This is a genomic window from Pseudomonas sp. StFLB209, assembly GCF_000829415.1.
GTDB lineage: Bacteria > Pseudomonadota > Gammaproteobacteria > Pseudomonadales > Pseudomonadaceae > Aquipseudomonas.
Genome location: NZ_AP014637.1, coordinates 3,233,054 through 3,246,328, shown reverse-complemented (window position 1 = coordinate 3,246,328; position 13,275 = coordinate 3,233,054). Strand labels below are relative to the sequence as shown.

General features: G+C 59.9%; 11 protein-coding genes. All 11 read right to left on the bottom strand.

Going from position 1 to position 13,275, the window contains the following annotated elements; genetic code table 11:
• Position 1 precedes the first annotated feature (1 nt).
• Positions 2-949, bottom strand: coding sequence for a Gfo/Idh/MocA family oxidoreductase (locus tag PSCI_RS14475; protein ID WP_045488021.1), 948 nt, complete (start codon positions 947-949; stop codon positions 2-4).
• 17 nt (positions 950-966) lie between these two features.
• On the bottom strand, positions 967-2,277 hold the full coding sequence (gene wbpA / locus PSCI_RS14470; protein WP_144403250.1) for a UDP-N-acetyl-D-glucosamine 6-dehydrogenase: 1,311 nt from the start codon (positions 2,275-2,277) through the stop codon (positions 967-969).
• Between the two features lie 527 nt (positions 2,278-2,804).
• A complete protein-coding gene (lpxC, locus tag PSCI_RS14465) occupies positions 2,805-3,716 on the bottom strand; it encodes a UDP-3-O-acyl-N-acetylglucosamine deacetylase (protein ID WP_045488015.1) in 912 nt (303 codons plus the stop codon).
• Positions 3,717-3,832: 116 nt separating this feature from the next.
• Entirely contained in the window at positions 3,833-5,029 is a 1,197-nt protein-coding gene (gene ftsZ / locus PSCI_RS14460; RefSeq protein WP_045488012.1) for a cell division protein FtsZ, read from the bottom strand.
• A gap of 69 nt (positions 5,030-5,098) precedes the next feature.
• Positions 5,099-6,358 carry a cell division protein FtsA gene (gene ftsA, locus PSCI_RS14455; protein ID WP_045488010.1) on the bottom strand — a complete coding sequence of 420 codons (1,260 nt, stop codon included), beginning with the start codon at positions 6,356-6,358 and terminating at the stop codon, positions 5,099-5,101.
• Positions 6,359-6,372: 14 nt separating this feature from the next.
• Positions 6,373-7,239 (bottom strand): cell division protein FtsQ/DivIB, encoded by an 867-nt coding sequence (locus tag PSCI_RS14450; protein WP_045488008.1) that lies wholly within the window; start codon positions 7,237-7,239, stop codon positions 6,373-6,375.
• 4 nt (positions 7,240-7,243) lie between these two features.
• Complete coding sequence (locus tag PSCI_RS14445) at positions 7,244-8,203, bottom strand: D-alanine--D-alanine ligase (protein ID WP_045488005.1); 960 nt, start codon at positions 8,201-8,203, stop codon at positions 7,244-7,246.
• Entirely contained in the window at positions 8,200-9,639 is a 1,440-nt protein-coding gene (gene murC / locus PSCI_RS14440) for a UDP-N-acetylmuramate--L-alanine ligase (protein ID WP_173426716.1), read from the bottom strand. Before murC ends, PSCI_RS14445 begins: the two co-directional genes overlap by 4 nt.
• 13 nt (positions 9,640-9,652) lie before the next feature.
• Positions 9,653-10,723, bottom strand: a complete 1,071-nt coding sequence (gene murG / locus PSCI_RS14435) for an undecaprenyldiphospho-muramoylpentapeptide beta-N-acetylglucosaminyltransferase (protein WP_045488000.1) — start codon at positions 10,721-10,723, stop codon at positions 9,653-9,655.
• Positions 10,713-11,927: a putative lipid II flippase FtsW gene (ftsW, locus tag PSCI_RS14430; RefSeq protein ID WP_045487997.1), complete on the bottom strand. Its 1,215-nt coding sequence runs from the start codon at positions 11,925-11,927 to the stop codon at positions 10,713-10,715. The genes murG and ftsW overlap by 11 nt, the downstream gene beginning before the upstream one ends.
• Complete coding sequence (gene murD, locus PSCI_RS14425) at positions 11,924-13,270, bottom strand: UDP-N-acetylmuramoyl-L-alanine--D-glutamate ligase (protein WP_045487994.1); 1,347 nt, start codon at positions 13,268-13,270, stop codon at positions 11,924-11,926. Before murD ends, ftsW begins: the two co-directional genes overlap by 4 nt.
• Positions 13,271-13,275 lie beyond the last annotated feature (5 nt).

Genomic DNA, 13,275 nt, shown 5'->3' with positions numbered 1-13,275 from the left:
CTCAACCCAACAGGCCGTTCAACAAGCGATGACCCTCACCACCGCGCGCGGTTACGGGCGTTGCGCTGCGAATAACTTCGACTGTCTCGACACAGTGCCGGGCGTCTTCGATGCCATAACCCTGACCAGCAAGCACCTTCTGATAGCTGACGGTGTGCAGGTCGGTAAAGCCTTCGGAGAATTCGATTTGCTGGCCATCAACAGTGATCGAGCGCCAGGTCGGTTTACTGCCCCGCACCGCATCGGGCAGGTCATTGGCATCGATTGACAGGAACCAGCGCACCCGCGCGTGCTCGTACTCCAGATAGCCTGCGGCTTTGGATGGGTCGGTAAAGTGCACGACATTGCGTTGCAGCTTGCCGAAGATGAAATGCAGCATGTCGTAGAAGTGCACGCCGATGTTGGTCGCCACCCCGAATGACTTGCGCGGGTCACCCTTCCAGCTCTCCATGTACCACTTGCCACGAGAGGTGACGTAGGTCAGGTCGACCTCGTGCTTGTGCGCAGCACCGCCCTGGACACGCGCCTTGAGGTCGATGATTGACGGGTGATGGCGCAGTTGCAGAATGTTCCACAGTCGGCGGCCGGTCTGCTGTTCGGTGTGCGCCAGGTCGTCGAGCAGATGCAAGCTGGGTACCAGCGGTTTTTCACAGATCACGTCACACCCCAGGCGCAGCCCGGCGTTGATATGAGCGTGGTGCAGGTGATTGGGGCTGCACACCGAGACGTAATCCAGGGCCTTGCCAGGCTGGCGCTTGAGCGACCAGGCATGATCGTAGAAGCGCTCGAACTCGGTGAAAAACTCACTGTGTGGCGACAGGCTGTCGATGACACCTACCGAGTCGTTGATGTCGCAGGCGCTGACCAGTTGATTGCCGGTCTCCTTGATGGCACGCATATGCCGAGGAGCGATGTAGCCGGCAGCACCGAGTAGAGCAAAACGTTGCATGGACAACTCCAGAGGGGTCAGGCTTTTACGATATGGGCTTCGGGCTGGCGATACTTGCCACGGCTGTCGACCAGCAGGCGTGAATGCTGACGGATCAGTTCATAGTCGAAACATGCATGATCGGTCGCCAGCAGTACTGCATCGAATGAAGCCAGGTTGGCCGCTGTCAGCGGTTCACTGTGCAGATCGAAGCAGTGTTCACGCATCTTGGGAAACACCAGCACGTGGGGATCGCTGTAGGCCACCATCGCGCCCTTGGCCTCGATCAGCTCCATGATTTCCACCGAGGGCGACTCACGCATGTCGTCTACGTTTTTTTTGTAGGCGATGCCCAGGACCAGCACCCGGCAGCCCTTTAGCGCCTTGCCACGCTCGTTCAGGCCATCCATGAGCTTGCCGACCACGTATTCGGGCATTGCCCTGTTGACCTCTCCCGACAGCTCGATGAACCGGGTATGCAGGCCGTACTCGCGGGCCTTCCAGGTCAGGTAGAAAGGGTCGATGGGAATGCAGTGCCCGCCCAGCCCCGGCCCTGGGTAATACGCCGTGAAACCGAACGGCTTGGTGGCGGCAGCGTCGACCACCTCGAAGATATCGATGCCCATGCGGTCGGCCACGATCTTCATTTCATTGACCAGCCCGATGTTGACGGCGCGGTGGATATTCTCCAGCAGCTTGGTCATTTCAGCGGCTCTGGTAGAACTGACCGGCACCACCTGGTCGATAGCCTGCTCGTACAGCGCCACGCCAACGGCCAGGCATTGGGACGTGTGCCCGCCAATGACCTTGGGAATAGTCTGTGTCCTGAAATCGGGATTGCCCGGATCTTCGCGCTCTGGCGAATAGACCAGGAAGATCTGCTCACCGACTGTCAGCCCTGCATCCTGTATGCGCGGCAGCAGTTCTTCTTCGGTGGTTCCAGGATAGGTCGTACTCTCCAGGGAGACCACCTGCCCTTCGCGCAAGTAAGGTCTGATCGCATCGATAGTGCTGACCACAAAGCTTATATCTGGCTCGCGATATTTGTTCAGGGGCGTGGGCACACAAAGAATAAGTGCATCGCATTGCGCGGCACGGGAAAAATCCAGAGTAGCCTCGAAACCTGACGCGCGCGCCTGGGTGATAGCAGAGCCCGGTATGTGCTCTATATAACTCAGACCGGCATTAAGCGCGTCCACTTTAGACGCATCTACATCAATACCCAAAACCCTGTAGCCAATCATGTTATAGCGCAACATGAGCGGAAGTCCGACATACCCGAGGCCGACAATACCGATCAATGCCTCTCTGGACTTCAATCTGACCAGGGCACTACTGCATGCATTCAAGTTGGACACCTTTCTCAAATCGAAATAACCACCCCCCTCGCAAAAACTGGATGCAGGAAGCCCGCCCGAAAAAACGCATTGAAGCGTTTTTTTGAGAAACGACCGTGACCCCTCGAAGGATGAGTAGTGCTGTATGTGGCGCCGATCATAACAGCATTACCATTTGTAAAAACCCGATCAAAGGCGAAAGGAACACCAGTCATCCTTTTCCTACAAAACATTCTGACTTTTCACACATTTACAGTGATGGCTTATTAAAATTAAACAATATTAAAAGCCACGCTACCTGGCTTATTGATAGCCAACTAATTAAAGCGAGCATCAGCGAGTCGAAGCGGGTTAGAAACGTTACCGTCGGCCAGCGATCGCGCTTGCTGGCAAGGCAGCCTTTTTCTTTGCGCAGGCTGGCTCGTCCAGGCTCTAGAGATAGTCCAACCTCACCCTGCGCCTGAAAAAAAGATAAAAAAAGGGCCGCCCGAAGGCAGCCCTTAAAGAAAGGAAAGAGAGTAGAGCTTTTAACCCGTTACCTATGCGGCCGCTACAGGACGCATGTAGGAAATCGGAGCCGTGCTGGCATCTTCAAAGACCACGACTTCCCAAGCGTCTTTCTGGGCGATAAGGGCGCGCAGCAGACGGTTGTTCAGAGCGTGGCCCGACTTGTAGCCACGGAACTCACCCACCAGGCTGTTGCCCAGCAGGTACAGGTCGCCGATGGCATCGAGAATCTTGTGTTTGACGAACTCGTCTTCGTAACGCAGACCGTCTTCGTTCAGAACGCCTTCCTTGTCGACGACAATGGCGTTTTCAACGCTGCCACCCAGACCCAGGTTGTGCTTGCGCAGGTATTCCAGGTCGCTCATGAAACCGAAAGTACGAGCCCGGCTGACTTCCTTGACGAAAGAGGTGCTGGAGAAATCGACACTGGCGGTCTGGATACGGTCACGGAACACCGGATGATCGAAATCGATCTCGAAGCTCACCTTGAAGCCTTCAAAAGGCACGAACGTGGCACGCTTGCCGTCTTCCTCGACAGTGACCTCACGCAGAATACGGATGAACTGCTTCGGCGCATCCTGCTCTTCCAGACCAGCGGACTGGATCAGGAACACGAAAGGACCGGCGCTACCGTCCATGATCGGCACTTCAGCCGCAGACAGCTCGACATAGGCGTTGTCGATACCCAGACCGGCCATGGCCGACAGCAGGTGCTCGACAGTGCCGACCTTGACGTCGCCCTGAACCAGGGTGGTCGACAGCGTGGTTTCACCGACGCTCTCTGCCCAGGCCTTGATCTCCACTACGGGGTCAAGGTCGGTACGGATAAAGACGATACCGGTGTTCACAGGTGCAGGCTTGAGGGTCAGGTATACCTTTTCCCCGGAATGCAGACCGACACCTGTGGCACGGATAATATTTTTCAGGGTACGTTGTTTAATCATGGTATTGGCCGCTTCAGCGCTAGTTGCGAACGGATATCAACAAAGGCTGGCGATAATAGCAGACCACGCCTTTGCTGAACACCAATCGCCCTTATAGCTCTGATAAATTCCATCAATCAATCGGCCTGACGACGCAGGAAGGCCGGGATGTCCAGATAATCGAGATCATCGTTAGGATTGAGTTTAGTCGCAGCACTGGCACCGGCGTGAGCCTGATTACGCATGACGGTCGGACGCTCCAGATCGCGATAATTCACTGCCGCAGGCTCGCGTACAGCAGCCGCCGGTTGCTGGATCGAGGCCTGAGGAGCCGCGCTCTGCAGGGTGTTGTCGATGACCTTGACCGGCTTCTCGATACGCGCACCCAGGCCTGTGGCCACTACGGTAACGTGCAGTTCGTCGCGCATGTCCGGATCGATCACGGTGCCGACCTTCACCATCGCGTGCTCAGAGGCGAACGCTTCGATGATGCTACCCACATCGGAGTATTCACCCAGCGACAGGTCCGGACCTGCAGTGATGTTGACCAGGATGCCGCGGGCGCCCTGCAGGTTGACGTCTTCGAGCAGCGGGTTGCGAATTGCCGCCTCAGTGGCCTCGCGGGCGCGGTTCGGGCCGGTAGCAGCACCAGTACCCATCATCGCCATGCCCATCTCGCTCATCACGGTACGTACGTCAGCGAAGTCGACGTTGATCATGCCCGGACGCTTGATGATGTCGGAAATACCGCGAACGGCACCTGCCAGTACATCGTCAGCCTTGGCGAATGCCGACAGCAGGCTGGCGTCTTTACCCAGGATGGTCAGCAGCTTCTCGTTGGGGATGGTGATCAACGAGTCAACGCTTTCAGCCAGCATGCGAATGCCTTCGTCGGCGATCTGCATGCGCTTGCGGCCTTCGAACGGGAACGGACGGGTCACCACCGCAACGGTGAGAATACCCATTTCCTTCGCCACTTCCGCGATGATCGGCGCTGCACCGGTACCGGTACCGCCGCCCATGCCGGTGGTGATGAACACCATATTGGTGCCTTGCAAGACTTCTGCGATGCGCTCGCGGTCTTCCAGTGCGGCCTGGCGGCCCACTTCAGGGTTGGCACCGGCGCCCAGACCTTTGGTCACACCGGTACCGAGTTGCAGAATGGTCCGCGCGCCGATGTTTTTCAGCGCTTGGGCATCAGTGTTGGCGCAGATGAACTCGACACCTTCAATGTTGCTCTTGACCATGTGGTTGACCGCGTTGCCGCCACCACCACCTACACCGATAACTTTGATTACCGGGCTCTGCGGGACATTGTCTACGAGTTCGAACATTTTCCCTCTCCTTCAGCTCTCTATTTTGTTTGCCTATCGCCTGCCGCTTACCACTTTCAAGCGCGGGATTCAGAAGTTGCCCTGAACCCAACGCTTCAAGCGCTCGAGCACGGGAGCCTTTGGTTCATCGCCATAGGTACCGTTACCAACGCCCAGGCCGGACAGCGAAATGCCGTCCGACTGTTTTTGCAGCCCGTACTGCAGCAAACCCACACCCGTGGAGTAGATCGGGTTGCGCACGACGTCGGCCAATCCCTTGACGCTATGTGGTACGCCCAGGCGCACCGGCATATGGAAGATTTCCTCGGCAAGTTCCACCGCACCTTCCATTTTCGAGGTCCCGCCGGTCAACACGATGCCGGCCGGGATCATATCTTCGTAACCACTGCGGCGCAGTTCGGCCTGGATCAGGGTGAACAGCTCGTCGTAACGAGGTTCGACCACTTCTGCCAGGGCCTGACGCGACAGCTCACGGGGTGGACGGTCGCCCACGCTCGGTACCTTGATGGTTTCGCCAGCGCCGGCCAGTTTGGCCAGGGCGCAGGCATAGCGAATCTTGATTTCTTCGGCGTACTGGGTCGGCGTACGCAAGGCCATGGCGATGTCATTGGTGACCTGGTCGCCAGCAATCGGAATCACCGCCGTGTGGCGAATCGCACCTTCAGTGAAGATCGCTATGTCGGTGGTCCCGCCACCGATATCCACCAGACACACGCCCAGCTCTTTTTCATCGTCGGTCAGCACCGAGAAAGCAGAGGCCAGTTGCTCGAGGATGATGTCGTCAACTTCCAGACCACAGCGGCGTACGCATTTTTCGATATTCTGCGCCGCGTTCACCGCACAAGTGACGACATGGACCTTGGCCTCCAGGCGCACGCCCGACATGCCCAGCGGCTCACGCACGCCTTCCTGGTTGTCGATCACGTAATCCTGCGGCAGGGTATGCAGCACCCGCTGGTCAGCCGGAATGGCAACCGCCTGGGCAGCGTCCAGCACTCGCTCAAGGTCCGCAGAGCTGACCTCCCGGTCGCGAATCGCCACGATGCCGTGGGAGTTCAGGCTGCGGATATGATTACCGGCAACGCCCACGAACGCCGAGTGAATCCGGCAGCCGGCCATGATCTGCGCCTCTTCGATCGCGCGCTGGATCGATTGCACGGTGGACTCGATATTGACCACCACACCCTTCTTCAGACCGCGGGACGGATGGGTACCGATCCCGACGATTTCCAGCGAACCATCGGCCGCGACTTCGCCTACCAGCGCCACCACCTTGGAGGTGCCGATATCCAGCCCGACGATCATTTTGCCGCTTTGCACATTTGCCATGGTTCAGCCTCTAGTCAATTCTTCGCAACGGCGGGTTTGTCCGTCGCCGGCGCGATCTGCTCACGCCATCCGACAGCAAGGCCGTTGGAATAGCGCAAGTCGACACGCGCAATATTCGTAATTTGTTCTTTCAGCGTCTTGTCATAAATCGATATGAAACGACGCATCTTTTCTACCAGGTGATCACGCCCCAACAACAACTCGATACCCGGACCGGCACTGCCGGCACCGGTGGTCAGGAACCAACTGCCACGTTCGCGCAATTCCAGCCGCACAATCGAAAAGCCCAAGGGCCGCAACATCTGACTCAACACCTGATACTGCTGCATCACCTGCTGTTGCGCCCGCTGCGGGCCGAACAACTGCGGAAGGTGTTCATAGTTGGACAACTCACGCGGCGTAAACGCTTGCCCCTGATTGTTCAGCAACGCTTCATCACCCCAGCGCGCTACTGGCAACTGCTCTTCCAGGCGAATCACTACCTGGTCTGGCCACACCCGCCGCACTTCGGCATGGGCGATCCACGGCATCTGTTCAAGCTCGCTGCGCATCCCGGCCAGGTCGATGGTAAAAAATCTCGACGCTACATAGGGTGCGATGCGCTGCTGCACAGCCTGCTGGCTGATATAGCTCAGATCGCCCTGCACGTTGATCCGGCTGATCGGCCGATCCACATAAGGCAGCAGGCGCTGTGCCCCCTCATACGTACCAAAACCCAGCCCCACCAGCAGCACCGGCCACATCAGGCGCTTGAAAAATCCGGCACCCGGGCGCGGCACACGGGCCGACAGCGGCTCCTTGGCAACCATGCGACTGGCACCACGCGGCGTCGGTTTGCGACCGGGGGCCGGGGGCTGATGACGTGCCGATGCGCCGTGCATGCCCTTAACCTCGTTCCTGAACGCTGTCGGCAAGAATCGCCAACACCAGTTGCTGGAAATCCAGGCCTGCCGCTGCTGCCGCCATCGGCACCAGGCTGTGGTCAGTCATGCCGGGGACGGTATTGACTTCAAGCAGCCAGAACTTGCCCTGGGCGTCTTGCATCACGTCGGTACGGGCCCAGCCACTGACACCCACGGCCGCGCAAGCGCGCACAGTAAGGTCGCGCAGTTCATGCTCTTTAGCTTCACTGAGCCCGGACGGAATCCGGTATTGAGTATCGTCAGCCAGATACTTGGCTTCGTAATCATAGAAACTGTGCGATGTGCCCAGGCCAATTGGCGGCAGAACCTGGCCACGCAGACAAGCAACGGTGAACTCCGGACCTTCGATCCATTGCTCGACCATAACTTGTGAATCATAGGTACTGGCAACTTTCCAGGCAGCGACCAACTCTTCGACACTGCTCACTTTCGCCATACCAATACTGGAACCCTCATGGGCCGGTTTGACGATCAAAGGCAGGCCCAGTTCCGTCGCTGTAAAAATACAGTCATCTTCGCTGGCCAGTACGCGGTGCAAGGGTGTCGGCAAGCCGAGGCTTTGCCAGATCTGCTTGGTGCGCAGCTTGTCCATCGCCAGTGCCGAGGCCAGCACGCCACTGCCGGTATAAGGGATGCCCAGGCACTCCAGAAGGCCCTGCATGCTGCCGTCTTCACCGCCGCGACCATGCAGCACAATAAACGCACGATCGATCTTCTCGCTGCCCAGACGCTGCAGCAGGTCGTCGCCGACATCAATCCCGAAGGCATCCACACCAGCGCTCTGCAAGGCACCGAGCACGGCTCGCCCGGACTTGAGCGAGACCTCGCGCTCGGCGCTCTTGCCGCCGAACAGCACCGCCACCCGGCCGAACTTCTGCGGCGCCAGGCTGGAGTGCAAGTTGGATGCATTCAGGGCTGTCATTTGAGCTTCCCTTCAGTCGGCGCCACCACAGCCCCGGCGAACAGCGGGCTCTTGAGCAGTTGCGGGGCCAGCCCACCGATATCACCAGCGCCCTGGCACAGCAGGATGTCACCGGCGCGCAGCAGCGGCTTGACCAGCGGGGCGAGTTCGGCACCGCGCTCGATGTAGATCGGGTCGAGTTGACCGCGCTGGCGAATGCTGTGGCACAGGTTGCGGCTGTCGGCCCCCGGAATCGGCTCTTCACCGGCCGGGTAGACTTCCATCAACAACAACACATTGGATTCGGCCAGTACCTGGACGAAATCGTCATACAGGTCACGGGTGCGGCTGAAACGGTGCGGTTGATAGACCATCACCAGGCGCCGCTCCGGCCAGCCGCCACGCACAGCATTGATCACCGCCGCGACTTCACGCGGGTGGTGACCATAGTCGTCGACCAGCATCACATGACCGCCTTCAACCGGCAGTTCGCCATAGACCTGGAAGCGCCGGCCGACTCCCTGAAAGCCCGACAGGCCCTGGATGATCGCTTCGTCACTGATGCCTTCATCGGAGGCAATGGCGATGGTTGCCAGCGAGTTGAGCACGTTGTGGTTGCCCGGCATGTTCACCGAGACATCCAGCGGTTCACGATCACGGCGCAGCACGGTGAAGAACGTACGCATACCTTCCTGACGGACATTGATCGCACGCACGTCAGCGGTCTCGCTGAAGCCATAGGTGACGGTCGGGCGTTTGACCTGCGGCAGAATCTCGCGCACCACAGGGTCGTCAACACACATCACTGCCAGACCGTAGAACGGAAGGTTGTGCAGGAACTCGACGAAGGTCTTCTTCAGCTTGTTGAAGTCACCCTCATAGGTCGCCATATGATCGGCATCGATATTGGTGACCACAGCGACCAGCGGTTGCAAGTGCAGGAAGCTGGCGTCGCTCTCATCGGCCTCTGCAATCAGATACCGGCTGGTGCCCAGTTGAGCGTTGGTGCCGGCGGCGTTGAGACGGCCACCGATGACAAATGTCGGGTCCAGGCCGCCTGCTGCAAACACCGAAGCCAGCAGGCTGGTGGTGGTGGTCTTGCCATGGGTGCCTGCAACGGCAATACCGTGCCGGTAGCGCATCAGCTCAGCCAGCATCTCGGCACGCGGCACCACAGGAATACGCCGCTCCAGGGCGGTGGCGACCTCCGGGTTGGAGGTGTTCACGGCGCTTGAGACGACCAGCACATCGGCGCCGACCGTGTTTTCTGCCTGGTGGCCAATGAAGATCTGCGCGCCGAACGCCTTCAGGCGCTCGGTCACCGCCGAGCCCTTTAGGTCGGAACCGGACACTTCATAACCGAGGTTCAGCAGCACTTCGGCAATGCCGCACATGCCTACACCGCCGATACCGACGAAGTGGATGCGGCGGATACGGCGCATTTCCGGTTGCGGCATGGCGCGTTGATTCTCAACCACGGGCCACCTCCACACAGGTATCGACAACGGTACGGGTGGCATCAGGCCTGGCCAGACGGCGAGCGGTGCGGGCCATGCTGTTCAATTGTTCGGGTTGCATCAGAACCTCTTTCAGGCGGCTGGCCATATCGGCGGCGCCAGTTGTCGCTTGCGGCATGACGAAGGCAGCGCCTTCGCGGGCCAGATAATCAGCGTTGCGGGACTGGTGGTCGTCGATCGCGTGGGGCAACGGAATCAGCAGCGACGGCAGCCCGGCGGCGGCCAGCTCACTGATGGTCAACGCGCCTGCGCGGCACACCACCAGGTCGGCCCAGGCATAAGCCTGCGCCATGTCCTGGATGAACGGCGCAACCTGCGCCTCTACACCGGCGTTGCGGTAACGTTCGGTGGTGATCTGGTCGTGCTGCCTGCCGGTCTGGTGGAAGACCTCGGGGCGCAGCTCTGGCGCCAGCAGGGCCAGCGCTTCGGGCAGCAGCTTGTTCAACGGTTCAGCACCGAGGCTGCCGCCCAGCACCAGCAGGCGTGCCTTGCGACCAGCCAGCGGCTGGCGCGGGGTTTCAAAGAACAGCTCGACCCGTACCGGGTTGCCGGTAGTGCGACGCTTGTCCGAAGCCCCGAAAGTGTCCGGGAATGCTTCGCAGATCCGGCTGGCAAAGGACGCCAGACTGCGGTTGGCAGTACCGGCCACGGCGTTCTGCTCGTGAATGATCAATGGCACACCGGCCATTTTCGCGGCCAGACCACCGGGCCCTGTGACATAACCGCCGAAGCCGACCACGAAGGCAGGCTTGAGCTGACGCATCACCTTGCGCGCCTGCAGCAGCGCCTTGAGCAACATCAACGGCGCCTTGAGCAGCGACAGCTTGCCCTTGCCACGCAGGCCACTGGCATCGATACGATGCAGCGTCAGGCCGGCTTGCGGCACCAGTTCGTTTTCAATGCCGCGTGGGGTACCCAGCCAATGGACCTTGTAGCCACGGTTCTGGAACTCACGGGCGCAGGCCAGCGCCGGGAACACGTGCCCGCCGGTGCCGCCAGCCATGATCAGCACATTAGCGTCCACGGGGAGGCTCCTCGGCAAAATCGCTTTCGTTGAACTCGGTTTCCTCGCTGCCCATGTTGTTGCGCGACTCCCACTCGATGCGCAACAACAGGCCCAGGCTGGCACAGCAGATGACCAGCGAGCTGCCGCCATAACTCAGAAATGGCAAGGTCAGGCCCTTGGTCGGCAACAGACCGACGTTTACCCCGATGTTGATCAGGAACTGGCCGATCCACAGGAACGACAGGCCATAAGCGGTGTAGGCACCGAAAAACTGTTTGGCACGCTCAGCCCAGAAGCCGATGTACATGCCGCGGATACTGACGAACAGGAACAGCCCGACGGTCAGCAACGAGCCCACCACACCCAGCTCTTCAGCCAGCACCGAGAACACAAAATCGGTGTGCGCCTCGGGCAGGTAGAACTGCTTCTGCACGCTGTTACCCAAGCCGACACCCAGCCATTCGCCGCGGCCGAAAGCAATCAGGGCCTGGGTCAGTTGGTAGCCGGAGCCGAACTGGTCGGCCCAGGGGTCAGTGAAGTTGGTCAGGCGCGCCATACGATAGGGTTGGGCCTGAACCAGCACAAAGACCGCGACGACGGCCAGCACCACCATCAGCGAATAACGGAACAGGCCGACACCGCCCAGGAACAGCATCGCGGCGGCAGCGCCCATCATTACCACCGTGGCACCGAAGTCCGGCTCCATCAGCAACAGGCCCGCCATCGGCAGCAGCACGATGAATGGCTTGAAGAAGCCCATCCAGCTCTCCCGTACTTCCTGCTGGCGGCGCACCAGGTAACCGGCCAGGAACAGCACCACGAAGACCTTGGCGATTTCAGATGGCTGTACGTTGAATGCACCAAAGCCGATCCAGCGCATCGAGCCGTTGACCTCACGGCCGATCCCCGGCACCAGTACCAGCAGCAACAGGCCGAATGCGCCGATCAGCAACATCCAGCCCATGCGCTGCCAGGTAGCAACCGGGATCAGCATGGTTGCGCCACAGGCGCCAAGGCCGATAATCAGGTAGATGAGGTGACGCGTCATCATGTACAGCGTGTTGCCGGACTGCGCCGCAGCGACCTCCGACGACGACGAGGTAATCATCACCAGCCCAAGCCCCAGCAACGCCAGGCAACCGGCGAGCATCGGGAAATCGACGTCGATGCCGCGCCCGCTTATCAAGGGCGACGGGTAAGGCTTGAAGATGCCGAAAATCATGCCAGCACCTCCACGGCCTTGGCGAACAAGCGTCCGCGTTCTTCATAGTTTTTGAACATGTCCAGACTCGCACAGGCTGGCGAGAGCAGCACAACATCACCCGCCTGCGCCAGTTCGGCGCTGCGCTGTACGGCTTCTTCCAGGCTCGCAACCCGAACCTGCACGACCTCATCACCCAGTGCCTGGGCGATAAGCCCGGCATCGCGGCCAAGTAGCACGACAGCGCGGCAATGCTGTGCAACCGGCGCCCGCAGAGCACTGAAATCGGCGCCCTTGCCGTCGCCGCCGGCGATCAGTACCAGCTTGCCGTCGAGGTCGGCTCCCAGACCTTCGATGGCGGCCAGCGCAGCACCGACGTTGGTCGCCTTGGAATCGTTGTAATACTGCACACCGGCGCGCTCACGCACCCACTGGCAGCGATGCTCAAGGCCGGTGAAATTGCGCAGGCTGCTCAGCATGGCGTCCATGGGCAAACCTGCGGCGTGCCCCAGGGCCAGGGCGGCCAGCGCGTTGGCATGATTATGCGCCCCACGCACTTTCAGCTCGCTGACCGGCAGCAACAGTTCGAACTGGAACGCCAGGTACTTTTCGCCGTTTTCTTCACGAATACCGAAGGCATGGAAGTCTGGTGTGTTCAGGCCAAAGGTCCAGCGCGGCAACCCTTCACCGATCAACGGCCGCGACAGGGCATCCTGACGGTTGACCACTACTTGCCGGGCCCCCCGAAAGATCCGGTGTTTGGCCAGGTGATAGGCCGGCAGACCGCTGTAGCGGTCCATATGATCTTCACTGATGTTCAGTACCGTGGCGACTTCGGCATCCAGTTGGTCAGTGGTTTCCAACTGGAAGCTCGACAGCTCCATCACGTACAGCTCAACGCTGTCGTCGAGCAGGTCCAGTGCCGGAGTACCGAGATTGCCGCCCACCGCAACACGCTTGCCAGCCGCGGCGGCCATCTCGCCAACCAGGGTGGTCACGGTGCTCTTGGCGTTGGAGCCGGTAATTGCCACGATCGGCGCCTTGGCATTGCGGGCAAACAGCTCGATATCGCCCGACAGTTTCACACCGCGTGCCTGAGCCGCCTGCAAGGCAGGTGTCGCCAGGGCCAGACCCGGGCTCACGTACAACTCGCTGGCACGGCAGAGGAACTCGACGTCCAGCTCGCCACACCGCACATCCACATGCGGATACTCACGACGCAGGGTCGCCAGCTCCGGTGGATTGTCCCGCGTATCAGCCACGGCAAAGGCAATGCCCCGGTTCGCCAGGTAGCGAACCAGGGACATGCCGCTCTTGCCGAGGCCGACAACGATGCGGAACTGGTCGGTAACGATCAAAGACACTCGCG